Annotated in this window: 26 protein-coding genes and 1 pseudogene; 16 read left to right on the top strand and 11 right to left on the bottom strand. The window is 60.8% G+C overall.

Translation table 11 applies throughout. The features are described 5' to 3' along the window. Positions 1 to 25: 25 nt before the first annotated feature. From RL_RS32030 to RL_RS32050, 5 genes are all read right to left on the bottom strand, one after another. Complete coding sequence (locus RL_RS32030) at positions 26 to 946, bottom strand: ABC transporter permease (protein WP_011655185.1); 921 nt, start codon at positions 944 to 946, stop codon at positions 26 to 28. After that, positions 946 to 1,794 carry an ABC transporter permease gene (locus RL_RS32035; protein WP_011655186.1) on the bottom strand — a complete coding sequence of 283 codons (849 nt, stop codon included), beginning with the start codon at positions 1,792 to 1,794 and terminating at the stop codon, positions 946 to 948. Before RL_RS32035 ends, RL_RS32030 begins: the two co-directional genes overlap by 1 nt. Further along, positions 1,794 to 2,375, bottom strand: a complete 582-nt coding sequence (locus RL_RS32040; protein ID WP_011655187.1) for an ANTAR domain-containing response regulator — start codon at positions 2,373 to 2,375, stop codon at positions 1,794 to 1,796. Before RL_RS32040 ends, RL_RS32035 begins: the two co-directional genes overlap by 1 nt. Beyond that, positions 2,372 to 3,505 (bottom strand): transporter substrate-binding protein, encoded by a 1,134-nt coding sequence (locus RL_RS32045; RefSeq protein ID WP_011655188.1) that lies wholly within the window; start codon positions 3,503 to 3,505, stop codon positions 2,372 to 2,374. The genes RL_RS32040 and RL_RS32045 overlap by 4 nt, the downstream gene beginning before the upstream one ends. A gap of 224 nt (positions 3,506 to 3,729) precedes the next feature. Beyond that, entirely contained in the window at positions 3,730 to 4,314 is a 585-nt protein-coding gene (locus RL_RS32050) for a DUF1349 domain-containing protein (protein ID WP_011655189.1), read from the bottom strand. 225 nt (positions 4,315 to 4,539) lie between these two features. On the opposite strand from RL_RS32050, the gene RL_RS32055 reads away from it, so the two are divergent. The 6 genes from RL_RS32055 (at position 4,540) to RL_RS32080 (ending at position 11,656) form a co-directional block, all read left to right on the top strand. Then, positions 4,540 to 6,066 carry an ABC transporter substrate-binding protein gene (locus tag RL_RS32055; protein ID WP_028741822.1) on the top strand — a complete coding sequence of 509 codons (1,527 nt, stop codon included), beginning with the start codon at positions 4,540 to 4,542 and terminating at the stop codon, positions 6,064 to 6,066. An 80-nt stretch (positions 6,067 to 6,146) separates the two neighbouring features. After that, a complete protein-coding gene (locus RL_RS32060) occupies positions 6,147 to 7,088 on the top strand; it encodes an ABC transporter permease (RefSeq protein ID WP_011655191.1) in 942 nt (313 codons plus the stop codon). Then, positions 7,088 to 7,957, top strand: a complete 870-nt coding sequence (locus RL_RS32065) for an ABC transporter permease (RefSeq protein WP_011655192.1) — start codon at positions 7,088 to 7,090, stop codon at positions 7,955 to 7,957. The genes RL_RS32060 and RL_RS32065 overlap by 1 nt, the downstream gene beginning before the upstream one ends. Positions 7,958 to 8,007: 50 nt before the next feature. Next, positions 8,008 to 8,520, top strand: a complete 513-nt coding sequence (locus RL_RS32070; protein ID WP_011655193.1) for a RidA family protein — start codon at positions 8,008 to 8,010, stop codon at positions 8,518 to 8,520. A 68-nt stretch (positions 8,521 to 8,588) separates the two neighbouring features. Next, a complete protein-coding gene (locus tag RL_RS32075) occupies positions 8,589 to 9,785 on the top strand; it encodes an aminotransferase class V-fold PLP-dependent enzyme (RefSeq protein WP_011655194.1) in 1,197 nt (398 codons plus the stop codon). 35 nt (positions 9,786 to 9,820) lie between these two features. Then, the gene (locus RL_RS32080; RefSeq protein WP_011655195.1) at positions 9,821 to 11,656 is read left to right on the top strand and encodes an ABC transporter ATP-binding protein; all 1,836 of its coding nucleotides are present in this window, start codon (positions 9,821 to 9,823) and stop codon (positions 11,654 to 11,656) included. Positions 11,657 to 11,687: 31 nt separating this feature from the next. Here the strand turns inward: RL_RS32080 and RL_RS32085 are convergent, their stop codons facing one another. Further along, complete coding sequence (locus RL_RS32085) at positions 11,688 to 12,902, bottom strand: polyhydroxyalkanoate depolymerase (protein ID WP_028741824.1); 1,215 nt, start codon at positions 12,900 to 12,902, stop codon at positions 11,688 to 11,690. Positions 12,903 to 13,024: 122 nt separating this feature from the next. On the opposite strand from RL_RS32085, the gene RL_RS32090 reads away from it, so the two are divergent. The 4 genes from RL_RS32090 to RL_RS32105 all read left to right on the top strand — a co-directional run bounded on the left by RL_RS32090 (position 13,025) and on the right by RL_RS32105 (position 15,549). Then, complete coding sequence (locus tag RL_RS32090) at positions 13,025 to 13,678, top strand: glutathione S-transferase (RefSeq protein WP_011655197.1); 654 nt, start codon at positions 13,025 to 13,027, stop codon at positions 13,676 to 13,678. Between the two features lie 115 nt (positions 13,679 to 13,793). Then, positions 13,794 to 14,612 carry a bifunctional allantoicase/(S)-ureidoglycine aminohydrolase gene (locus RL_RS32095; RefSeq protein WP_011655198.1) on the top strand — a complete coding sequence of 273 codons (819 nt, stop codon included), beginning with the start codon at positions 13,794 to 13,796 and terminating at the stop codon, positions 14,610 to 14,612. 19 nt (positions 14,613 to 14,631) lie between these two features. Continuing rightward, positions 14,632 to 15,153, top strand: a complete 522-nt coding sequence (locus RL_RS32100; RefSeq protein WP_011655199.1) for a GNAT family N-acetyltransferase — start codon at positions 14,632 to 14,634, stop codon at positions 15,151 to 15,153. A 21-nt stretch (positions 15,154 to 15,174) separates the two neighbouring features. Beyond that, positions 15,175 to 15,549 (top strand): type II toxin-antitoxin system RelE/ParE family toxin, encoded by a 375-nt coding sequence (locus RL_RS32105; RefSeq protein WP_041936922.1) that lies wholly within the window; start codon positions 15,175 to 15,177, stop codon positions 15,547 to 15,549. A gap of 16 nt (positions 15,550 to 15,565) precedes the next feature. Here the strand turns inward: RL_RS32105 and RL_RS32110 are convergent, their stop codons facing one another. Beyond that, the gene (locus RL_RS32110) at positions 15,566 to 15,880 is read right to left on the bottom strand and encodes a helix-turn-helix domain-containing protein (RefSeq protein WP_011655201.1); all 315 of its coding nucleotides are present in this window, start codon (positions 15,878 to 15,880) and stop codon (positions 15,566 to 15,568) included. Between the two features lie 85 nt (positions 15,881 to 15,965). Between RL_RS32110 and RL_RS40915 the strand changes: the two are divergent. The 4 genes and pseudogenes from RL_RS40915 to RL_RS32125 all read left to right on the top strand — a co-directional run. Continuing rightward, positions 15,966 to 16,149 (top strand): annotated as a pseudogene (locus tag RL_RS40915) (GNAT family N-acetyltransferase); the annotation flags it as partial. A 179-nt stretch (positions 16,150 to 16,328) separates the two neighbouring features. Then, positions 16,329 to 17,216 (top strand): DUF1206 domain-containing protein, encoded by an 888-nt coding sequence (locus RL_RS32115; protein WP_041936923.1) that lies wholly within the window; start codon positions 16,329 to 16,331, stop codon positions 17,214 to 17,216. A 113-nt stretch (positions 17,217 to 17,329) separates the two neighbouring features. Continuing rightward, complete coding sequence (locus tag RL_RS32120; protein WP_011655203.1) at positions 17,330 to 18,256, top strand: TIGR02587 family membrane protein; 927 nt, start codon at positions 17,330 to 17,332, stop codon at positions 18,254 to 18,256. 6 nt (positions 18,257 to 18,262) lie between these two features. Next, the gene (locus tag RL_RS32125) at positions 18,263 to 18,673 is read left to right on the top strand and encodes a TIGR02588 family protein (RefSeq protein ID WP_011655204.1); all 411 of its coding nucleotides are present in this window, start codon (positions 18,263 to 18,265) and stop codon (positions 18,671 to 18,673) included. A gap of 247 nt (positions 18,674 to 18,920) precedes the next feature. On the opposite strand, the gene RL_RS32135 is transcribed toward RL_RS32125, so the two are convergent. The 4 genes from RL_RS32135 to mug all read right to left on the bottom strand — a co-directional run bounded on the left by RL_RS32135 (position 18,921) and on the right by mug (position 22,511). Next, positions 18,921 to 19,139 carry a hypothetical protein gene (locus tag RL_RS32135; RefSeq protein WP_003547964.1) on the bottom strand — a complete coding sequence of 73 codons (219 nt, stop codon included), beginning with the start codon at positions 19,137 to 19,139 and terminating at the stop codon, positions 18,921 to 18,923. A 60-nt stretch (positions 19,140 to 19,199) separates the two neighbouring features. Beyond that, the gene (locus RL_RS32140; protein WP_041936926.1) at positions 19,200 to 20,045 is read right to left on the bottom strand and encodes a pirin family protein; all 846 of its coding nucleotides are present in this window, start codon (positions 20,043 to 20,045) and stop codon (positions 19,200 to 19,202) included. A gap of 95 nt (positions 20,046 to 20,140) precedes the next feature. Further along, the gene (locus RL_RS32145; RefSeq protein WP_041936927.1) at positions 20,141 to 21,901 is read right to left on the bottom strand and encodes an MOSC and FAD-binding oxidoreductase domain-containing protein; all 1,761 of its coding nucleotides are present in this window, start codon (positions 21,899 to 21,901) and stop codon (positions 20,141 to 20,143) included. A 52-nt stretch (positions 21,902 to 21,953) separates the two neighbouring features. Further along, entirely contained in the window at positions 21,954 to 22,511 is a 558-nt protein-coding gene (gene mug / locus RL_RS32150; protein WP_041936928.1) for a G/U mismatch-specific DNA glycosylase, read from the bottom strand. A 289-nt stretch (positions 22,512 to 22,800) separates the two neighbouring features. On the opposite strand from mug, the gene RL_RS32155 reads away from it, so the two are divergent. Further along, complete coding sequence (locus RL_RS32155) at positions 22,801 to 23,283, top strand: DMT family transporter (protein ID WP_011655208.1); 483 nt, start codon at positions 22,801 to 22,803, stop codon at positions 23,281 to 23,283. Continuing rightward, positions 23,280 to 23,720: a DMT family transporter gene (locus RL_RS32160; protein WP_011655209.1), complete on the top strand. Its 441-nt coding sequence runs from the start codon at positions 23,280 to 23,282 to the stop codon at positions 23,718 to 23,720. The genes RL_RS32155 and RL_RS32160 overlap by 4 nt, the downstream gene beginning before the upstream one ends. The last annotated feature ends 13 nt before the right edge of the window (positions 23,721 to 23,733 follow it).

Here is a 23,733-nt window from a genome sequence, read left to right on the forward strand (position 1 = left end):
CTTGGTTCCCCTTCTTTGGTTGCTGTCAGCGTGTGCGGATGCGCGGATCGATGACCGGCGCGACGAGGTCGGCAAGCAGATTGCCGATGATGATGGCGAGCGCCGAGGTTAGCGTGACGCCCATGATGATCGGGATGTCGACCTGCTGGATCGCCTGCCAGGCGAGCTGGCCGATGCCGGGCCAGCCATAGACCGCTTCGACCACGACCACTCCGCCCATGAACTGGCCGATATCGATGCCGATCATGGCGATGATCGGCAGCACGGCGTTGGGCAGCGCATGCCGCAGGATGACGCGTTTCGAGGAAAGACCCTTGGCGCGCGCCGTGCGGACATAATCCTGGTTCAGCACGTCGATCATCGACGAGCGCACCATGCGGGCGTACCAGCCGGCGCCGCAGATGCCGAGCGTTACAGCAGGCAGGACGAGATGCGAGAAGCTGCCGTAGCCGCTCATCGGAAACCAGCCGAGCGTTGCCGCCAGCAGGTAGAGCAGCAGCAGGGCGACGAGGAACTGCGGCGCCGAGGTGCCGACAAAGGAGGCCATCATCACCAGCCGGTCGACGAAGCCGCCGCGGCGCACGGCGGCGATGGTGCCGAGCGTCAGGCCGAGCACCACCTCGACGAAGATGCCGGCAAGCATCAGCGTCAGCGTCGCCGGCAGGCGGGCGGCGATCAGCGTCCAGACATCGGTTTTCTGCGCATAGGAGCGGCCGAGATTGCCATGCAGCAGATTGCCGAGATAGGTGCCGAACTGGACCAGCAACGGTTGGTCGAGGCCAAGCTCATGGCGGATGTTGACGACCGTCTGGGCGGTGGCGCTGCGGCCGGCGATCATGCGGGCCGGATCGGCCGGAAGAGCATAGAGCAGCACGAAGGTGATTGCCGCGACGCCGAGCAGGATGAGGGCCGCCTGCGCCAGCCTGCGCAACATGAGTGACGCCATCAGCCCCTCCCGCGCTGGGTCGGGTCGAGAATGTCGCGTAGCGCGTCGCCCACCAGATTGAAGGAAAGCGCCGTCAGAAGGATGATCGCGCCCGGAATGAAGACCAGCCAGGGGGCGGCCTGGAAATAGCTTTGGCTCTCGAAGATGATGTTGCCCCAGGAAGGCTGCGGCGGCTGGACGCCGACGCCGAGGAAGGAGAGTGTGGCCTCGAGCAGCACGGTGGTGGCGATGCCGAGCGTTCCCCAGACGATTGCCGTCGGCATGAGGTGCGGCAGGATATGCATGAAGAGCACGCGCATATGGCCGGCGCCGAGCGAGCGTTCGGCCATGATGAAATCCCGCTCCACCAGCCCGCGGGTTTCGGTATAGACGATGCGGGCGACCTGCACCCAGTTGACGAGCGCAATCACCATGGCGACGATCCAGAGGCTCGGCTTCAAAAGGGCTGCCAGCACGATGGCGAGAAGCAATGCCGGAAAGGCCATCATCAGATCGGTGAAGCGCATCAGGATGTTGCCCGGCAGTCCGCGGAGATAACCGGCGACGATGCCGACGAAGAGGCCGATCGTCACCGCGATGCCATTGGCGACAAGGCCGATGATCAGCGAAGTGCGGGCGCCGAAGAGCAAGCGCGAGAAGAGGTCGCGGCCGAGCGTGTCGGTGCCTAGCAGATAGGGGCCGCCCGGCGGCAGCGGCGCGCCTTCGAGCGAGAGGCCGTCAAACATCTGCTCGTCGGGGCTGAACGGTGCGATCCACGGCGCTGCGATGGCGAGCCCGATGACGAGCGTGACGACGATGAGGCCGAAAAGGGCCGTCGGCTGGCGGATCATCTGTTTCAAGACATGCATCAGCCCGCCTCCGGCAGAGGTTCGGCACCCGCCAGAATGAAGGCTGATATCTGTTCCATCGGCAGGCGGCGGCGCATGGCGCAATTGCGCAGGATTGCGTAGGCGCTCTCCTCGTCGATGCCGTGTGCGACCTGAAGCTTTTCGACGGCGGCGTGAACGAGCGGCCGCAGCCGGACGCGCTCTTCGAGATATTTCAGCTTTTCCGCAGTCGCCTTTCGCTCCTGATGAATGGAGACGGCCATGACAAGCGCCGGATAGACGGCCGATGTGGCGATCGGCTTGGCGATGATCGCGCCGGCGCCCTGTCCAAGTGCCCAGGCGATGCGGCCGGGCGCTTCCGAACCAAGCAAGGCAACGACAGGGCAGGCAGGCGTTTCGCCGTTCCAGGGCAGTAGATCGTCCCAGCCCTGGTCGGCATCGACGATGACGAGATCGGGCAGTGCCGCGGCCGAGAGCGGCGCCCATTGCAGCGTTGCATGGATGCCGAGCAGGCGAAGCTGGCGGATCAGCTTTTCGGTGTTGCCGTCCTCGCGGTGCAGGACCATCGCCTGCCAGCCGGTGAAATTGGGCGTCTCTCTCATGACACCACCCTCAGCCGTGGAAAGGCCTGTCGGTTGCGGCCGGTCAGATAGGGGTCGGCGGCGAGCGGCGGCCGCGAGGCGACGACATCAAAGCCGTTGTCGGCGTTGATCCGGCCGAGATGGAAGGGCAGGGCGGCATGATTGGTGTCGCGGTCGATCGAAAGCGCGCCGAACAGGGTCGGCCAGGATCGATTGTAGAGCTCGCGCCGGACGGCGTCGGGCTCGTCACTACCGGCAGCGACGATCGCGTCGACGCAGAGCCGGACGGCCGTATAGGCGCTGGCAAAGACGCTGGAGACACGCCGCTCGGCGCCGTGACGCTCGGTGACACGGGCCTTGAAGGCGGCATTCTCGGGGGTCGCGATACTGTCGAAATAGGAAGCGGCGCAAAGCTGGCCGGCAGCAGCTCCGGCGGCGATATCGTCGAGTTCGCATTCCATCAGGTCGCAGCTGACCACCGGGCAATTTTCCGCGTGGAAGGCCGGATCGCGATCACCGAGGGCCTTGATCGCCTCCAGGAAGGCATAACTCGAGGGGCCGATCAGATTGTTGAGGATGAAGCTCGGGCGGCGCTGCGCGATCTCGGCGACGATGCGTTCGACGGCGGTCTCCTCGAGCGGAAGATAGCGTTCGCCAAGTACTTCGCCGCCGGCATTGGTAATGAGTTCGCGGGCGAGCCGGTTCATCTCCCAGCCCCAGACGTAGTTGGCGCCGACGAGGTAGGGCCTTGCGCCGTAACGCGGGATCAGGTGCTCGAAAAGCGGCAGCAGATGCTGGTTGGGGCAGCCGCCGACATAGATGACGTTCTCGTTGGCCTCGAAACCTTCATAGGGGCACATGTACCAGAGCAGGCCGTCATGTTTCTCGACGAGCGGGATGACTTCCTTGCGCGCCGCAGAGGTGATCGTACCGACGATATGGCGGCAGCCGGCGCGCAGAAGATGGCGCGCGCCATCGAGATAGGCGGCAAGATCAGCATGCGGATCGAAGAAGATGGGCTCGATCGCCACCCCTTCGACGCCGGCATATTCGGCCATCGCGAAATCGGCGCCGTCGCGCGCGTCGCGGCCCATCGAGCCGTAGGGCCCGGTGGTCGAAAAGAGGATGCCGATTTTCAGCGCGTCGTTCATCAAGTGACCACATCAAAAACCCCACGACGCAGATCCCATCGAGCGATGAGGCGTCATGGGGCGAAACTGCCCGGGGACTATTGAAGTCATGTAATGTGGAAGGCTCTTTGCCTAATCCGCAGGCCTGAGTAAAATACAGGCAGCTTGTCTTTGTCAAGTGTGCGGCACTGCACTCGCAGTCATTTGATCTTGTTCTTCCGGTAGAGCCGCCAAAGGTCGTTCTTCTAGCTCAAATCATGCAGATCGGTGGTAATCGCCGGGCCGATCGAGAATTCGCAAAAGCGGACCGTCAGTCCGCTGCGCTCCGGCGTGCAGGCCGTGGGTCCGACCTCGTAGTGATCGGCAGCCGGGAAGGGGGCGAGCCGCAGCAGCGGCCAGAAGCTGCCATCGCGCGAAGCCTGGATGCGCATCGCGCCGTTGGCGACGGTGACGCGGATGCGGAAATCTTCCAATTCCCTGAAGGGCTGAGCGACGGACCAGTCGGACTTGCCGTCGGTGACGACGGTGCTGAGGTAGGCTTCGCCGTCGGTGAATTCGACGCCTGTTTTCACCCAGCGTCTCTCGTCGATGCGCACCATCAGGCCGGCCTGGTCGTAGAGCGTGCGGAATTCGCCCCGGACGCGGATCTGTGCGGTGAAGCTGTCGGTGGTGGGAAAGGCGAGGAAATGGCCGCTGTCACGGGTGAAGCCGTAATGGGTCTCCCGCCAGAAATCGGTCTTCTCATCGGTGGTCAGGATGAGGCCGGTTTCGGTCGCCTGCCAGTGTGCCGGCTCGTTCAGCCATTTGCCGTCGTTGAAATCGATGCTCATCCTGTTCTCCCGTTCCGTTGAAGCCTCACCGCAGTGCGATTGACTCACCTTGGCATAATGCGCGGCCGTGGTGCAGGCGGGTGCAGCCAAAGATTGTGTGTTTTTCCAGCCTCGGTATCCGCCGAGCGCATAATCCGTCGCTCCTGCTTGACAGGATCGATCCATCTCCTATTCTGTTACAAAAAGATGAATTACATAATTGTGGAACTAAACGGGAGCCCTCACATGAAAACACTGGTCGCATTCCTTCTCGGCACGGCGCTCGTCGCCCTGCCTTCGACGCTCCTTGCCCAGGAAAAGGGCGGTGTCATCAATGTCGCGACGATCGGCGAGCCGCCGACGCTCGATCCGATGTCGTCGACGGCCGATCTCGTCGGCATCGTCACGCAGCACATTTTCGAAACGCTCTACACCTTCGACAAGAGCTGGAACGTCACGCCGCTGCTCGCCGAAAGCCTGCCCGAGATCAGTGCTGACGGCAAAACCTATACGATCAAGCTCAGGACCGGCATCAAGTTCCACGACAATACCGACATGACCTCGGAAGATGTCGTCGCTTCGCTTGGCCGCTGGATGAAGATCGCCTCGCGCGGCAAGCAGGTGGCCGGCTTCATCGATAAGGTCACCGCGGCCGATCCGGCAACCGTGACGATCACGCTGAAGCAGCCCTATGCGCCGCTGACCTCGCTGCTCGCCTTCAACAATTCGGCTGCGATCATCATCCCGTCCGAAAAGCAGGACGAGCCGATGAAAGACTTCATCGGCACCGGTCCCTACATGCTGAAGGAGCGCAAGGCCGACCAGTATATCCAGCTCGTCCGCTTCGACGGCTACAAGTCACGTGAGGGCGACAGCAATGGTTATGGCGGCGCCCGCCACCAGTATCTCGATGAAATCCGCTTCGTGCCGGTGCCGGATCCGAACACTCGCGTCGAGGCCGCCGTTTCCGGCCAGTATGATTATGTCGACTCGATCCCTGTCGAATCCTACGACAAGCTGAAGGCCTCCACCGCCTCGCAGCCGATCATCCTGAAGCCCTTCGGTTATCCGGTCTTCGTCTTCAACACGGCCGATGGCGTCAACAAGAATGTCGAAGTCCGCAAGGCGGTCCGCCAGGCGCTCAGCATGGAAGACATGCTGGCCGCAGCTTTCGGCAGCAAGGATTTTTACGCGCTCGACGGCGCCATCTATCCGGAATCTTATTCCTGGCATACGGATGCCGGCGTCGAAGGCGCTTATAACGTTGCCGATCCGGAAGGGGCGGCCGCTGCCGCCAAGAAGGCCGGCTACAATGGTGAGCCGATCCGTATCCTGACCAGCCGCCAGTATGAGTTCCACTACAAAATGGCGCAGGTTGCCGCCGAATATTTGAAGCTTGCCGGCTTCACCGTCGATATGCAGGTTGTGGACTGGGCGACACTGACGCAGCGCCGTACCGATCCGAAGCTCTGGGATATCTACATCACCCATAGCCCCTTCCTGCCGGAGCCTGCCCTGATCGGCTCGCTCTCGACCAGTTCGCCGGGTTGGTGGGATACGCCGGCTCGCAAGGCCGCCGTCGATGCCTTCACCTCGGAAGTCGATCCGAAGAAGCGCGTGGCGCTCTGGGCCGATGTCCAGAAGGCGATCTATGCCGACGCCCCCTTCATGAAGATCGGCGACTTCAACGCCGTTTCGGCAGAATCGACCAAGCTTGAGGGCGTCGATCCGGCTCCGTGGCCGTATTTCTGGAATGCTTCGATCAAGAAGTAAACATCGCCACCGATGCCGGCCCGCCGTGGCCGGTATCGGTCTTCTTTTTTGCAGCATCTGCAAAGGTTTGCCAGGCATTCATGATACGCTACATCCTCCAACGCCTGTTCGGCATGATCGTCGTGATGTTTCTCGTCGTCACGATCGTCTTCGTCATCGTGCGCGTGACGCCGGGAGATCCGGCCGCCGTCATGCTCGGGCCGGATGCGACGCCGCAGGATATTGCCGATCTCAGGTCCCGGCTCGGCCTCGATCAGTCGCTCGGCCTGCAATATGTCTATTATATCGGCCAGATGCTGAGAGGTGATCTCGGCCAGTCGATCTTCCTCAACATGCCTGTCACCTCGGCCTTGCTCGACCGGGCGGAGCCGACCTTCTTCCTGACTTTGTTCTCGCTCGCAATCGCCAGCATCATCGCCCTGCCGATCGGCATCTATGCCGCTTATCGGCGCGGTTCCTTCATCGATCAGGCGGCAACGACGCTCGCGATGTTTGCCGCCAGCATTCCGAGCTTCTGGCTCGGCCTGATCCTGATGCAGTTCTTCGCCGTCAGGCTCAACCTCTTCCCGGTCTCGGGTTATGGCGGTCCGGGCTCGACCTTTCTCGATCGCATGTATCACCTGACGCTGCCTGCCTTTGCGCTCGGCATCGTCTCCTCGGCGCTGATCCTGCGCTTCACCCGCGCGTCGATGCTCGATGTGCTCGGCGACGATTATATCCGTACGGCGCGCGCCAAGGGGCTGATCGAGCGCCGGGTCATTCTCAAGCACGCGCTGAAGAATGCGCTGATCCCGATCCTGACGGTGATCGGCCTGACGGCAGCGGTGCTGATTTCAGGCGCCGTCGTCACCGAGACCGTCTTCGGCCTGCCGGGTGTCGGCAATCTCGTCGTCTCGGCGGTGCTGCGCCGCGACTATCCCGTCATCCAGGGGGCGCTGCTCGTCATCGCCGCCCTCTACGTGCTGATCAATTTTGCGATCGACATGCTCTATCTTCTGATCGATCCGAGGGTGCGCTACTGATGGCCGATATCGCAATCAAATCAGTCGAAGGCGAGGGCAGCAAATTCGCCAGGCGCCTGCTGAAGCGCAAGACGGTCGCCTTGGGTCTGCTGATCCTGACGATCTTCGTGCTTCTGGCGGTCTTCGCGCCTGTTGTCGCACCCTATTCGCCGTCGACGCTTTCCATCGTCAATCGGCTGAAGCCGCCGAGCGGCACCTTTTTCTTCGGCACCGATGAGTTCGGCCGCGACGTCTTTTCGCGTACGATCTTCGCCGGCCGCCTGTCGCTGCTTGTCGGTGTTGCGGTCGTGACTTTGTCGGCCGTGATCGGGGTGACGCTCGGCCTGCTTGCCGGCTTCTTCCAGAAGCTCGACACGCCGATCGCCCGATTGATTGACGCGATGATGGCGTTTCCGGATATTCTGCTGGCGATCGCGCTCGTTGCTGCCCTTGGTCCCTCGCTGACGACGGTCATTATCGCGCTGTCGATCGTCTATGCGCCACGCCTTGCCCGCATTGTCCGCGCTTCGACGCTGGTCATTCGTGAACTCCCCTATGTCGAGGCGGCGAGGGCGCTCGGCATTTCGACCTTCCACATCATGACGCGGCATGTGCTGCGCAATCTGCTGTCGCCGATCCTGGTGCAGGCCACCTTCCTTTTTGCGAGCGCGATGCTTGCCGAAGCCGGCCTGTCTTTCCTCGGCCTTGGCGTCAGCCCGGAAATTCCGACCTGGGGAACGATGATTGCCGCCGGCCGGCAGTATATCGGCCAGGCCGACTGGATGACGCTGTTTCCAGGCGTCGCCATCATCCTCTCCGTGCTGTCGCTGCAGATGGTCGGCGATGGCCTCAGGGACATGCTCGATCCCAGACTGCGCAAGGATCTTTAATCCGCCGACCAAGCGTCGGCCCAATCGAAATTCGCCAAATCGAAAATTGCATGACAGGAGTTTGCGTGAATCAGTTTCCTACCGCCGCCGGCAAGGTCGAAAGCTCGCCTTACGAACGGCTTGCCGCCCTCGGCATTGCGCTTCCGCCGCCGCCGCCGCCGATCGCCAATTTCGTCACGCACGTGATCGAAGGCAATATGCTCTACCTCTCCGGCCAGGGCCCGCGCGAGGCCGACGGCTTCATGCATGCCGGCAAGGTCGGCGCCGGCGTCAGTGTCGAGGAGGCCTATGGTCACGCGCGGCTGACCGGCATCAACCTGCTTGCCGTCATGCAGGATGCGCTCGGCGATCTCTCCCGCGTCAAGCGGGTGGTCAAGCTGCTCGGCATGGTCAATGCCGTGCCTGAGTTCGAGGATCATCCGAGCGTCATCAACGGCTGCTCGGATCTGTTGATCGCAGTCTTCGGGCCGGCCGGCGAACATGCCCGCTCGGCTGTAGGCTTCGGCTCGCTGCCCGGCAACATCACCGTCGAGATCGAGGCGATCGTCGCCTTGCACGGTTGACGGGAGCTCGACACAGTTGATCGACCGCCCCATGTTTCTTTTTTCGACCCAGACTCCTGGAGATCTCCATGTCCACTGATATCCGCCCGTCGCTCGGCCTTCGCCCTGTCATCAATGTATCGGGCACGATGACCAGCCTCGGCGCCTCGATCGTCGTTCCCGAAGCGATCAGCGCGATGGCATCGATCCTGCCGCACTTCGTCGAGATCAACGACCTGCAACGCAAGGCAAGCGCCGTCATCGCCCGACTGACCGGCGGCGAGGCGGGCTTTGTCACCGCCTCCTGCTCGGCCGGCATTTCGCTCGCCGTCGCTGGCGCGATCACCGGCAATAACCTGCTGGCGATCGAGAAGCTGCCGGATGTGGTGCCGGAGAAGAACGAAGTGCTGGTGCAGATGGGCCATGTCGTCAGTTACGGGGCCCCGGTCGACCAGGCGATCCGGCTTGCCGGCGGCAAGGCCGTGCTTGTCGGGCAGGCGACCTCGACGCATCGCTTCCACATGGAAAACGCCATCACCGACAAGACCGCCGCCGCCGTCTATGTCGTCTCCCATCATGTCGTCGATTACGGCCTGCTGAACTTGAAGGAATTCGTCGAGATTGCCCATGCCAAGGGCGTGCCCGTCATCGTCGATGCGGCCTCGGAATATGATCTCAAGATTTTCCTGGAGCAGGGGGCCGATATCGCCCTTTACTCCGGCCATAAATTTCTCGGCGGCCCGACCTCGGGTATCGTTGCCGGCAGGAAGGAGCTGGTGCGCCATGCCTTCCTGCAGAATATGGGTATCGGCCGTGGCATGAAGGTCGGCAAGGAGAGCATCTTCGGCGTCATGGCAGCACTCGAGGCCTGGGAAAACCGCGACCATGCCGGCATCCGGGAACGCGAGACCGGCTATCTCAACCTGTGGAAACGCACGCTCGACGGCCGCCCTGGCCTCACCGCATTGATCGAGCCCGATCCGACCAACAATCCGCTCGATCGACTGCGCCTGATCGTCGATCCGGACCAGGCCCATATCACCGCCTGGGATCTGGCCGATGCGCTTGCCAAGGGCAGCCCGCCGATCATCGTGCGCGACCATGAGGTGGAGCATCGCTATTTCTACCTCGACCCGTGCAACCTGCATCCGGGCGAGGAGACGATTGTCGCGGAGCGCCTGGCGCAGGAGCTCGACAAGGCGCGCGCCTCCAACGAGATTATCGCAACGCCGATCGAGAACCGCAGCAGGCACCGCTTCGACGGTGCGCTGCGCTGGCCGGATTGATCCGCCGACGCTCATCTGTCGCTAGAGGAACCACAATGGCCAGTGTCCAAACCCAACCGATCCAGACGACCAGCGACGTTCTTTCCGTCGAAGGTCTGACGACATCCTTCCTGGTGGACGGCGTCTGGAAACCGGTCGTGTGCGACGTCTCTTTCACCGTCGCTCCGGCGGAAACGGTGGCGATCGTCGGCGAATCCGGCTCGGGCAAGAGCGTCACCTCGCTCTCCATCATGCGGCTGCTGCAGGCGGATACGAGCCGTGTCGAGGGCCGCGTCATGCTCGGCGGACGCGACCTGCTGGCCTTGCCGGAAAATGCCATGCGGCAGGTGCGCGGCAACGAGGTGGCGATGATCTTTCAGGAGCCGATGACATCGCTCAATCCGCTCTTCACCATCGGCGACCAGATTTCCGAGGCGCTGCTCTGCCATTCCGATATGAGCAGGGCCGATGCCAAAGCAGAGACGATCAGGCTGCTGGAAAAGGTCCGCATCCCCTCGGCCGCCTCGCGCTTCGGCGAATATCCGCATCGTTTTTCCGGCGGCATGCGCCAGCGGGTGATGATCGCCATGGCGCTCGCCAGCCGGCCGAAACTTTTGATCGCCGACGAGCCGACGACGGCGCTCGACGTCACCATCCAGGGCCAGATCCTCGATCTCATCAAGATGCTGCAGGACGAGGAGGGGACCTCTGTTCTCTTCATCACCCATGACATGGGTGTCGTTGCCGAGATCGCCGACCGGACGGTGGTGATGTATCGCGGCGAACAGGTGGAAAGCGGCGCCACCGCCGATATCTTCCACCGCGGCAAACATCCCTATACGAGAGCGCTGCTTTCAGCCGTGCCGGTGCTCGGCTCGATGCAGGGCAGGCAAAGGCCGCTGCGCTTTCCCGTGGTCAATACCGCGACGGGTGAATCGGACATTCCCGCCGAGGTCGCCGATACGGTGGCAGCGACGCCGGTCCTGCAGGTGAAGAACCTCACCAAGCGCTTCGACATTCATTCCGGCCTGTTCGGCCGGCTGACCAGCCGGGTGCACGCTGTCGAAAACGTCTCCTTCGATCTTCACGCCGGCGAAACGCTGTCGCTCGTCGGCGAATCCGGCTGCGGCAAATCGACGACCGGCCGCGCCATCATGCGGCTGATCGAGCCGCAGGCCGGTTCCGTTCTCGTCGAGGGCAGGGAGGTGCTCGGCCTCGACAGGAAGGATCTGCGCGAGATGCGCAAGTCCGTGCAGATGATCTTCCAGGATCCCTTTGCTAGCCTCAATCCGCGCATGACGGTTGGTGCTGCGATCGCCGAACCCTATCTCGAACACAAGATGGGCAATTCGAAGCAGGCAAAGGACGTCGTCGCCGATCTGCTGGTGAAGGTCGGTCTGTCGGCGGATATGGCCGCGCGTTACCCGCATGAGTTTTCCGGCGGCCAGCGCCAGCGCATCTGCATCGCCCGCGCGCTCGCCTTGCAGCCGAAGGTTATCGTCGCCGACGAAAGCGTCTCGGCGCTCGACGTCTCGATCAAGGCACAGGTCATCAACCTTATGCTCGACTTGCAGCAGAGCCTCAACCTTGCCTTCCTGTTCATCTCGCACGACATGGCGGTCGTCGAGCGCGTCAGCCATCGCGTGGCGGTGATGTATCTCGGCGAGATCGTCGAGATCGGCCCGCGGGCCGCAGTCTTCGAAAATCCGCAGCATCCCTATACGAAGAAACTCATTGCGGCAGTGCCGGTGCCCGATCCGGACCGTCGCCACGAAAAGCGGATGGTGGCGAATGACGAGATCAAGAGCCCGATGCGCCCGGTCGACTATCAGCCTGCAAGCACGTCTTATCGCGAAGTCGGACCGGGCCACCTGGTCATGGCCAATCGGTAGACTTGCCATCGCGTTTCGGATCTGACGGGCGCTATTCCATCGCCAGGATCATGTTGCGCACGACGGGGTAGATTTCCCCCTCCCAGCGGCGGCCGCTGAAGACGCCGTAATGTCCGACATTGGCCTGAAGATGATGGCGTTTCAGATGCGGGCGCAGTGCACGACAGAGATCGTGCGCGGCCGAGGTCTGGCCGAGCGCGCAGATGTCGTCGCGGCCGCCCTCGACGGTCAAAAGCGCTGTGTTGCGGATCTGGCCAGGGTCGACCTTGCGGCCATGGTGGGTCAAGTCGCCGGTCGCGAGTTCCGCCTTCTGGAAGACGCGTTCGATGGTCTCGATGTAGAATTCTTCGGTCAGGTCGAGCACGGCGAAATATTCGTCGTAGAACTTCTTGATCTTGCCGGCCTCGGCCGTCTCGCCCTTCGCCAGATGGTCGTAAAGCTTGCGATGGGCGTCCTGGTGGCGCTGCATGTTCATCGACATGAAGGCGACGAGCTGGAGGAAGCCGGGATAGACCCGCCGCCCGGCGCCCCGATAACGCCAGGGAACGCCCGTGATCAGCGAGTTCTCGAACCAGGCGAGCGACTTCGATACGGCAAGCTCGTTGACCTTCGTCGGGCTTTCGCGCGGATCGATCGGCCCGGCCATCAGCGTCATGGTCCGCGGGGTGGCGGGATGCCGCTCTTCCGACATCACGGCAACGGCGGCCAGCGCCTGTACGCAGGGCTGGCAGACGGCGAGGATATGAGCGCCGGGGCCGATTTCCTCCAGGAAATGCATGATATAATCGACGTAGTCGTCCATGCCGAAGCGTCCGGCCGACAGCGGCACGTCGCGGGCGTTCGCCCAGTCGGTAATATAGACGTCGTGATCGCGCAGCAGGGTCTGCACCGTGCCGCGCAGGAGCGTCGCGAAATGGCCGGACAGCGGGGCGACGACCAGCACCCGCGGCCGCTTTGCATCGGTGTCCGTTGCAAAGCGCAGCAGCGTGCCGAAAGGCAGGTCGAGTACGGTCTCGACGGTGACGGGCGCCACGCGATTGCCGATCATGACCGAGGTAATAGCGAAATCCGGACGTTGGTGGGTGATCTCGAAGCGTGAGATCATCTCCAGCGCGGCGGCGAAGTGCCGTCCCATTTCGCTGCCTGATCCCCAGAGCGCTGTCGCGGAGAAGATTTGCAAGCGCCGCGCCAGATCGCGCAGCGGCGCGATGAGATCATCCTGGAACTGGTAGGCCTGGTAGAGCATGGCCGAAACTCCCGCACTGCCGCATCGATGCGGCGGTGCAAAAAATGCTAGTGGAATATGTCCTGCCATGCGAGAAGATTATCGAGGAAGAAGCAACATTGTCCGGCAAGGATACGAGCGCGATGTCGCAGGCGGCACTGACGATTTCCTCGAAGAACTACTCCTCATGGTCTCTGCGCGGCTGGCTGCTGTGCCGGATGGCCGGGCTGGACTTCGCCGAAGTCCTTGTGGAGATGGATGACGAGGCGCGTCAGGAACTGCTTCTGCTTTCACCATCGGTTCTGGTGCCGAGGCTGACCCATGACGACGTGACGGTCTGGGACACGCTGGCGATCGCCGAATATCTCCACGAAGTGACGCCGACTGCCGGGCTCTGGCCCGCCGAGCGGGCGGCGCGCGCCCGCTGCCGGTCGGTTTCGGGCGAGATGCATTCGGGTTTCCATAACCTGCGTTCGGCCTTGCCGATGAACCTCAAGGCGCGGCATGCGAGCTTCAAGATATTTTCGGGCGCGCGGCCCGATGTCGAGCGCGTCAAGGCGATCTGGACCGAATGCCTCGACGCAAGCGGCGGCCCCTGGCTGTTCGGCACCGCGCCGACCGTGGCCGATGCGATGTATGCGCCGGTCTGCACCCGCTTCCGCACCTATGCGGTGGAGCTCGAACCGCAGCTCGAAGCCTATGTGGAAACGGTGCTGTCCTGGCCGCTGATGGGCGAATGGACCGAAGGGGCGATGGCCGAGCCGGACGAGATCGTCGAGTTGGAAGTCGAGTTCTGAAGGGAACGCGGCGGTGCGGCTCCGCATCGACTTTCACGCGACGAATTAAGAGTTGCCTGCAAGGTGAGCGGCGCATAAATCAGATGCAGTGCCACATGCCGCGAAATCTGGACCGATGAACAGAGATTATTATTCCAAACTCGGCGGATTGCCGCCGCAAACCGAGCTGCTTTCCAGCAAAGCCGTATTCACCACAGCCTACGCGGTCATCCCGCGCGGCGTCATGACTGACATCGTCACCAGTGTTCTTCCTCACTGGACGGGGACACGGGCATGGGTTCTCTCCCGGCCGCTTTCCGGTTTCTCCGAGACCTTCTCGCAATATGTGATGGAGGTTCAGCCCGGCGGCGGAAGCGACCGGCCGGAGCCCGACAAGCGGGCCGAAGCGGTTCTGTTCGTCGTAGAAGGCGAGATGACAGTGGAACTCGAAGGCGTCAGCCATGCGCTGCGCAGCGGCTCGTTCGCCTATATTCCGGCGGGTTCGGTCTGGCGCCTGAAAAACGGCGGCTCGACTGCGGCAAAATTCCACTGGATTCGAAAGGCCTTTCAGGAGGTCGAGGGGCTGGAGCCGCCACCGGCGATCGTCACGCATGAGGACGAGCACCCCATTTCGGCAATGCCTGATACCGATGGACGCTGGGGGACGACCCGGTTCATCGATCCGGCCGATGTCCGCTACGATATGCACGTGAATATCGTGACTTTGGAGCCGGGTGCCGTGATCCCCTTCATGGAAACCCATGTCATGGAGCACGGTCTCTATGTGCTGGAAGGCAAGGCCGTCTATCGGCTGAACCAGGATTGGGTCGAGGTCGAGGCCGGCGACTTCATGTGGCTGCGCTCCTTCTGCCCGCAGGCATGTTACGCCGGCGGCCCCGGCCGGTTCCGCTATTTGCTCTACAAGGATGTCAACCGTCACATGACGCTCTGGTAGGAGCTATCGCAGAGGGACGATGAGGCTCGAAAGCGAACGCCTGATTTTGAGACCCTGGCAACAGCAGGATCGCAAGCCCTTCGCTGCGATCAATGCCGAGCCCGACGTTGTCAGATATCTCAATCCTCTGACCGACGAACAGTCGAATGCGATGCTCGACCGTATCGACCTTCACTTCGAGGACCATGGCTGGGGATTCTGGGCGTTGGAAGAGAAGGCAAGCGGCGAGTTGATCGGCATGTGCGGCCTCGCCAAGGTTTCACCTACTTTGCCATTTGCCCCGGCAGTCGAAATCGGCTGGCGGCTTTCAGCGTCTCGGCACGGCGCCGGATATGCGCGCGAGGCCGCGGAACGGTCTCTCGACTTTGCGTTCAACACGCTGAAGCTTGACCGCATCGTCAGCTTCACGGTGCCCGCAAACAGCAATTCCTGGGGTTTGATGAGACGACTGGGGATGAACCGGATCGGTGAGTTCGATCATCCCAATTTGGCCGAAGGGCATCCGTTGCGCCGTCACGTGCTCTACGAGAAGGTCAGCTAGAAAGAGGGCTATCGTGAAGTGATGAGGGAAAATGTCAAAAAAATGAATTTAGAGTATGTGAATAACTCCGCGCTGAAGGCGATGAAGGCTCTCCCAAAGGAGATCGCACTCCAATTTGCGACGGACCTGCAGAGGGTGCAAGAAGGCAAGAGCCCCCTGTCGGATTTTAAACATTTGAAGGGTATCGGGCAGGGCGGGGTAATCGAATTAATCGAAAACGGCAGCCCGGCTTATCGGGCAGTCTACTGCGCCAAGTATGAAGATACGGTGTTCGTATTGCACGCATTCACCAAGACCACGAACGGGGTAGACAGGGCTGCAATGAAGACGGTGGAGGAGCGCTACAAGGCCATGATGGCCGAGGTGAACGCGCGAAAGAAGCAAAAGAAGAAGTGAGACAACTGAGGCCGCGTTAGGCGGCCTCTGTCATTTCCACATCACAGACGATTCTGTGATGTTCAAAGGATGGTTTGAAGCGAACGCCGAGGCGAGCCAGGTAGCCTATGAGCCGATCAGCGGAGAACAGATGAACCTTCCCCCGCATCAGCTCACTAACTCGTGGCTGTGGGATGCCTAGTGCTTCTGCTACATCTGCTTGCTTCCAACCGCGATCCTCGAAGAGATCGACGAGAGCGGAGATCAACGATGCGCGGAAGCTCAAGTCGGCGGCTTCATCCTTGTCGTCGACGAGTGACTCGAAGACGTTGTCGTAGACAAGCCGTTCCATATGATAACCCCTTTATACAGGTTCCAGTATATAGGCCAAAATGACGGGACCGTCAAGCTGGTTCCGTAAATCGCTTTTCGCCCCCGCCTACGAAAAGCTCATGCTTCATCGCACCGTCAGCTTTACGGTGCCGGCAAACATCAAATTCTGGGGGTTGATGAGACGACGGGGGATGAGCTGGGATCGGTGAGTTCAATCATCCCAATTTCGCCGAGGTGCATCGGTTGCGCGATCACGTGCTTTACGAACTGCGATTATCAAACGGCATTGCCCCACATTCCAAATCAACCTTTGAGAGCGTATTTATTAATTATCAATCTATAGTGGCAAAGTGGCATAATCTATCTTATGGAACTGAAATAGCGCTGGTCGTACTCTTGTTTCATTGGAAACCCCTGTTGGCGTCCGACAGTCAAAATTGCGATAAAAGTTCGAGGACCTTACCTGGTTGAAGACATTGATCGCGGAGAAGTCGGAACTGTTTTGCTGGGCGCTCGTTAAATCCGCGGCGGGGGAACCAGAGATGACCAGGTCGAAGTTTGAATGGCTTGCGCGGGCTGGATATAGCGCCCGAGGCATTGTGTTTTTGCTCGTTGCTGCGCTGGCAGTTTTTTCGAGCTTCGGCGGCGGAAAGGCCGATACCAAGTCAGCGCTCGACGCTGTCTTGGAACAGCCATTGGGCCGGGTGTGGCTGGGCTTGATAGGGCTCGGGCTACTCGGCTTTGTAGCATGGCGGCTTGCCCAGTCCATCGCAAACGCAGACAACCATGATCACAGTGTGAAAAGCTACCTGATCCGCGTCGCCCTCCTCGGGAGCGCCGTGACGTACATGGGGTTGGCGATATACGCCTTTCAGGACGCCCTTGGTTTTGGAGCCGGTGGCGACGGCGGAGAAAAGGGCTTAGCGGCCTGGGCCATGTCGCAACCGTTTGGTCGATTCCTAGCTGGTGCGATTGGTCTCGGGTTTGTCGTTGGTGGTGTTGTTACCGCGCTGAAAGGTATCACACGGCGATTTGAGCGATATCTTACGCTCGGTCAAAGCCGACCTCTGTTATTGGTTTGCGTCTATGGGCTGGTTTCCCGTGGGGTCGTTTTCGTGATCGTCGGCATCTTCTTTTGCTATGCGGCCTTCACCGTCGATCCGGGCCAGGCGGGAAGCATAAGTGATGCCTTGACCTTCGTGAGACAGCTTCCTTTCGGAGCTGTTCTCTACCTCGTCGTGGCTATCGGCTTGGCGGCGTTCGGGATCTATAATTTGGTCGAGGCACGATATCGAACCGTGTCGACACCAAAACTCTCGCAGGTACGCTCGGAACTGCCACTATCTCACAAGTGAGAAGCATTTGAGAAGAGTCATGTCAACCTTGATGTCCATGACGGCTTTGGCTTCGGCGGCGCTGGTGCTCATGCGTCCAACCCGCGCTTCTGCAGCGAGCGCGTGCGCTTTGAATGCCGCTGCCTCGGTTTACGGGTGGTGGGAGTTTTTCATTTAGGGGGAGATCTAACTTGAGTGTCGCGACCGCGCATGAGGATTTCGACAGCAGCAAATTTTTTGCAGGGATTGCACGCGGTATTGCTGGAGCATTGCTTTTCGCGCTGCCCATGTTCATGACCATGGAAATGTGGGAGCTCGGCTTCTACATGGACCGCAGCCGCCTGTTTCTCTTGTTGATCGTCAATATTCCCCTCCTCGTTATTCTCTCGGACCGGATCGGATTTGAGCGGACGTCGACATGGCGACAAGCGATCCGTGACGCAAGCATTGCCTACGGCCTTGGGGTTCTGGGCAGCGCACTGATCCTCATCGCCATGGGGGTTCTGAAATACGACCAATCTCCGCACGAGATTATCGGAATAATCGCCATCCAAGCCATACCTGCCAGCATCGGCGCGATGCTGGGTAGGAGCCAGCTCGGCGGACAATCGGACGATGGTGACGATGCCAAGCAAGGCGATAGTGATGACCCTGTCCACGAACGGGAAACGAGCTACGCCGGTGAACTATTCCTGATGGCGGTCGGCGCCCTGTTCCTCAATCTCAACGTCGCGCCCACCGAGGAAATGATCTTGCTCTCGTACAAGATGACGCCGTGGCATGGCCTGCTCATGATCGCCGCCTCGCTGGCAGTCATGCATGGGTTCGTTTACGCCCTTTCTTTCAAGGGGAGCCACGATCTCGCCGAGGGTATGCCAAGCTGGCACGCTTTCGTTCGCTTCACCCTGCCGGGCTACGTAATTGCCGGTCTGATCAGTGCCTATTGCCTCTGGACGTTCCATAGAACCGATGACATCGGGTCTACCCAAATCCTTATGGCCGTTGTCGTTCTGAGCTTTCCCGGTGCCATTGGCGCGGCAGCAGCTCGTCTGATCCTGTGAGGCACCATGACAAAAATCTTCAACGACAAAAATGTGGAAGCAGGCGAACCGCATTGGATTGAATGGGCCACGGGCGTCGTCTCGGCCGTAATTGTCCTTGGCGTGATTGCTTGGATTGGCAAGGATGCATTGGTGGACCGTGACTCTTCGCCGAACCTGGTCGGGGTCGTGCTGCAAACCGAAAAGCGCGGCGATGGCTTTCAAGTTCTCTTCGAAATCAGAAACGATTCAAGCGCGACCGCGTCGCAAGTAACCGTCCAGGGTGAGATACGAGAACAGGGTGCGGTGCTTGAAAACGTCGAGACCGTCTTGGACTATGTCCCGGGACACTCGAAAGCCAAAGGTGGGCTGATATTCCAGCAAGACCCCGCCGGGAAGACTTTGACGGTCAGAGCGTCCTCATTTGATGAGCCATAGTCGAGATGCTACGTTTCGACGTCCATCTCGCCGCCGGTGATGCCTCCGCTGCTCTTAGATAGCGCTGTTGACGGCAGGTAGCGCGGCTGCTGGCCGCTGAAATCGCAGGTGGGACTGGACTGGAGGGCGCACTCCACGCCGCTAATCACGCAGCCGCCGTGCTGGTCAGCACGCCGCGCGAGACCGTTGAGTAACCGATGGTCGCCCATTACGACAGGAATCGTCGATTATTCTCGGAGTTTTTCGGTCAGGCCGTTCGTCCAAGGGTGGAAAGTGCATCCTGCAGTCTGAGCGCGGCCAGCGCCTCGGTTGCCTCATCCGAAGACCATCCCGCTTCCAGCGCCGCAGACAGGACCAGCGATTCCGTTTGCAGCTCAAGCTTCTCATAAAGCGGCTCGATGGCTTCGCGCGCTGTTACAACGTGCTGGTCTGGTGGGGTGATGGGTGTGGCGGCAACCGTAGGCATGAAATGCTCCTCCTATTGAACGCTAAGGTTCGAAACCCGTTAGGGGCATCCTTGTTCCATTCATATCGCCTTTTCGGTCTTCGAGCGGCGATGCGAAAGATGACGACGCCACATATGGCGAAATTTCCTCCATCGCAGGAACGCGCGAATGATGATTGCCGGCGGGATCTTCTTGTGGTCGCCGACAGTCCCCTGCCTGGTGATAGATGCGTTCGGGTCGAGCAGAAACGCGACCAACGTGCTTGCACTCTGCGCCTCTACTTCGAGCTTGTCATCAGATAAATGCAGCCCCTGCTCGCCTTCGGCGAACGTCTGCTTATCGACGACAACGGAACCGCTAAAGACATAGAAATAGAGATCTCGGCCTTGTTTCTGCGGGAATTCCACCCGTAGGCCCGCGTCCAGCCGCATGTCGAAGAAGTCGATTGCGCTGCGGACATAGAAGGGGGCGCCCTCTCCTTCCGGCCCGACCAGGTGTCGCCAGACGTTTGCCGCTGCAGCTGGCATCGGCCCGTGCTGGATCTTCGGCTCGAGATCGACCGCATAAGGTCGAACGAGGATCTGCAGCATTCGCAGAGGCGGGTCGGATGCCAGCGTCTCTTCGGAATGCCAAAAGCTTGCTCCGGCATTCATCACCATCAGATGGTCACGGTCGATCACCAACCGGCCAGCGGCCTTGTCATCGTGACGCATGACGCCTTCAGGCACCCAGGAAATAATCTCGTCGTTCCTGTGCTCGTGCATGGCGATCACGCGGCCAGGATCGAGGATGGATTCAACGATCATGGCGAGAGGGCCCCGGCCGTGATCGGTCGGCTTGGGCTTCAACCAGCCCGGCATGTTGAGGTGCGCGACGAAGCCTCCCATATCCCGCACCACGAATGTTCGTTCGCCCTTGAGCAGCATCGCATCCTCCATGCTTGCAAGGCAATGACGACACCAGGCCATTACTGCGCCGCGCGTCGTGATCAAGAATCACGGTCGGCGCGTTCGTCCAGGCACTACAAATCAATCACGATGTCGCCCTCTGGCTTCGCGCAGCAGATCAGCACATTGCCATCCGCCGGAGCATCGACAGGGTCCGGTCGGTAGCCGACGCTTCCCTCCACAAGTCCGGTCTCGCAAGTGTGACAGACGCCGGTTCGGCACGACCATCGCACAGGTACGTCGCAGGCCTCGGCCAGTTCGAGCAAGCTCTGGAATGTCTGATCCCAGCGCACATTGAGACCGGTGCGGGCAAACGACACCAGCGGCCCGGAACCTGGAGGCCCTGCCGGCAAATGTGGCGGCCGGCGAGATGAAGCAACTATACCGGGTGTGATCGACGGACCGGCGCCGAACATCTCGGTGTGGATGCGATCCGGCGCGATGCCCAAGGCTGCAAGGCCGACGCTCAGATCGCTCATGAAGCTCGACGGTCCGCAGACATAGACGTCGCAATCGCGCGGCAGGTTAAGCGATTTGAGCGCCTGCGCGTCCAGATGGCCGCGAGCGTCGAAATCGATATCGGGCCGATCCATGGGCTCGGGAGAGCTGTAGCAAATGTGGCTGTGATGGTGAGCGAGCGCCTTAAGCAGCCCGCGCGCCTCCTCGGCAAACGGATGTTCGCGGCCATTGCGGGTTCCATATAACCACCAGACTTCCCGCGTCGATGCTTCGGCCGCCAAAACATGAAGCATCGCGAGCACCGGCGTCACCCCGATCCCGGCACTCATCAGAACGACCGGCGTATCGCCCGGCCGCAATGTGAAACTGCCGCGTGCGGCACTTGCCTGCACGATGTCGCCGACCTGGAGCTCGTCGTCGATGTAGCCGCTGGCTGTACCATCGGCCTCCCGCTTGACGCTGACGCGGTAGCGGGTGGCGCTGGGCTCGCCTGACAGCGAATAGCTGCGCATCAGCGCAGGCGCAGAAGCCGGCCCAAGCCGCAGCACCACGAATTGCCCGGGGAGTGCAGCGGCAACAGGTTGGCCATCTGCCGGTTCGAGCACGAGGGAAACGACGCTGCCGCTTTCGCGCACCTTGCGCGACACACGCAGCGGGCGGAACCCGCGCCATGCCGGAGGTGGGCCGGACGTGGCTGTCAGCCCGTCATTTCCTGTCGGCGCGCCCTGCTTCCGCTCCTGCTTGAGCAGCGCCTCGAAAGAATGACGCCAGCCTGGGCTCAGCGCCGGGATGCGTAGCGCGCGTTCCAACTGATCGCGGGGGTGGCCCGGCATATAGAGCAGCGCGTTGATCTCGAAAACGCTCATGCCCTCCGGTCCGGACGCGACCTTCGTGATCTCGTCACCGGCCTGCACTTCGCCTTCCTCCAGCACACGGAAATAGAAACCTGGTCGGCCGTGCTTGACCACCAGCGCGGCCATCTCCGGCTCGTCCATGCGTATGCCGAGCCGGTAACAGGTGACGCGCGGTTGCGTCACTTCGAACAAAGCGCCGCCAATCCGGAAACGGTCTCCAATGCATACCTCTGTGTCCGGCAAGCCATCGACGGTGAAATTCTCGCCGAACTGCCCGTAGACGAAGTCGTCTCGGCGCAATTGCTCCTGCCAGTACCGATAGGAATCGATTTGATAGACAAAGACTGCGCGGCGTTCGCCGCCGTGGCCAGCCAGGTCGCCTTGTCCATCGCCATCCACGTTCAGGCGCCGCACCATACGCGTGCCGTCGACCGGCGTCTTCCAAATTGCAGTGTTGACGATCTTGCCTTGCCAGGTGATGTCGCGCGGCAGGCCCACATTGACCGAAAGCAAGTGTACCATGACATTTCTCCCGAATGACGATCACCGCAATTTCGAGATCGACGGAGGATGGCTACAGCGTCAATCTCAGCTCGAGATAGTGTTCGGTCAAGGTCGTCAAGGTGAAGGCTCTGTTGAGGCCGCTCGGATTTGGCAACAGCCAGATGACGGCGCCGGCAAATTCCTCGGGCTGCCGACCCCATCCAACATCGGCTCGAAGGCTGATCGCCGCGTATGCCGCCTTTCCAAGAAAGGCCAAATTGGCTGGCGCAAACTTTCGTATCTTGGTTTCCAGGACGGGCGCGGCGCTGAGATAATCCTGCCTCTTGAGCTCGCTTGCGCTTTTCGTGGGACGTGAAACCGCCGATGTCAGGCCACAGCCATATTGCAGCAACTCGCGCTCTTCATCCGCCCGCAGCAGGCGCGGTGTAAATCCGGCCAGATGCAAGACGCGCCAAAAACGGTTGCTCGGGTTCGAGAAATTATGGCCGTCGCGAACGGCGGACAGAGCAGGATTCAATCCGCAGAAAACCACGGAAAGGCCGGGAGAGAGGATTTCCGACAATCCGGCTTTCGGCATCGTGGGGGCGTCAGGACCATCGAACTCCGCGGACGTGGCATCATCTTGCATTATGGGACATCGCTTGTATTAAACCCGTCAAATCCGCCAACCCTGCATCGATCGAAACGAGCTTCCTGAACACCATCAAGGAGAGGCCGGTCTAACAGACACGGTGTCAATCATCTTGCTGAAAATGCCGATGGATGGCCCTACTGCATAATTCCTGAAATCGGAATCGATTTCAGGAATTATGCAGCCATTCAAAGTGCTACAGCGTCCTTTGCGCGTCTGAAAAGACGCGCGGCGCTAAGGGCAATCTGAAATATCGGGCGCAATCGATTCTTTGACAGGATCTGCAATGACCACCGAAGCACGTAATTCGCATCCCATCTACTTCATCGGAGCGTTTGCCACGGGCGGACTCCTGACTTTCATGGTGCACCTCAACGGCGAGTTGGCCCGTTATGGCAATCCCCTGTTCTCATCTTGGACCGCGCACGGCACAGGCATCATCGCAGCCGTCATTCTTCTCCTGGTGGTCCACCGCCGGCGCACGCCGTTGGTGGAAAAAGCCCCCAACGCGCCTTTATGGGCTTATCTCGGTGGGATATCCGGCGCGGCAACGGTCATTCTGACCTCGACCGCGGTCAACTCACCGCTCGGGCTCTCCGGCACCTTGGCTTTGGGTTTGGCAGGCCAGGTCGCCTTCAGCGTCGCGGCCGACAGCTGGGGACTGTTCGGTCTGCCAAAGCGACGCCCAGATAGACGAGACATCGCAGCACTCGGCTTGGTCGTCACCGGGGCTGCACTCATCATCCTGTTTGGGCGAGGTGCGGCGTGACGGTGTTCATTCTCCTGGCGTGCCTGGGCGGTGTGCTCGTCGGCCTCAGTCGTCAGCTCAATGGACGGTTGAGCATATCGACGACGCCGCTGATCGCATCCTTCTGGAACCATGCGATAGGCTTTGCTGCCCTCACCTGCCTTGGTCTTTTTGTCGGAGGTTTGCTTCCTGCGGGCGCTGCCGAGGCGCCTTGGTATGCCTATCTGGGTGGTCCCATCGGCGTCATCTTCGTGGCGGCGGGCAGTTGGGTCATTGCTCGAATAGGAGCGGTGAATTCGGCTCTGCTGATCATCGGTGGCCAGATGGTGACAGGGGTGGCGTTTGATTATATCAGCGACGTTCCAGCGTCGTTTTGGGCGAACGCGAGCGGAATTGTTCTCATCGTCGGCGGAATGATGGTCAGCCGCGGACGACGCAAAACCGGCGGTTCGCAATAGCCAAACGGATGGC

Origin of the sequence: Rhizobium johnstonii 3841 (assembly GCF_000009265.1) — a bacterium.
Classification (GTDB): Bacteria; Pseudomonadota; Alphaproteobacteria; order Rhizobiales; family Rhizobiaceae; genus Rhizobium; species Rhizobium acaciae.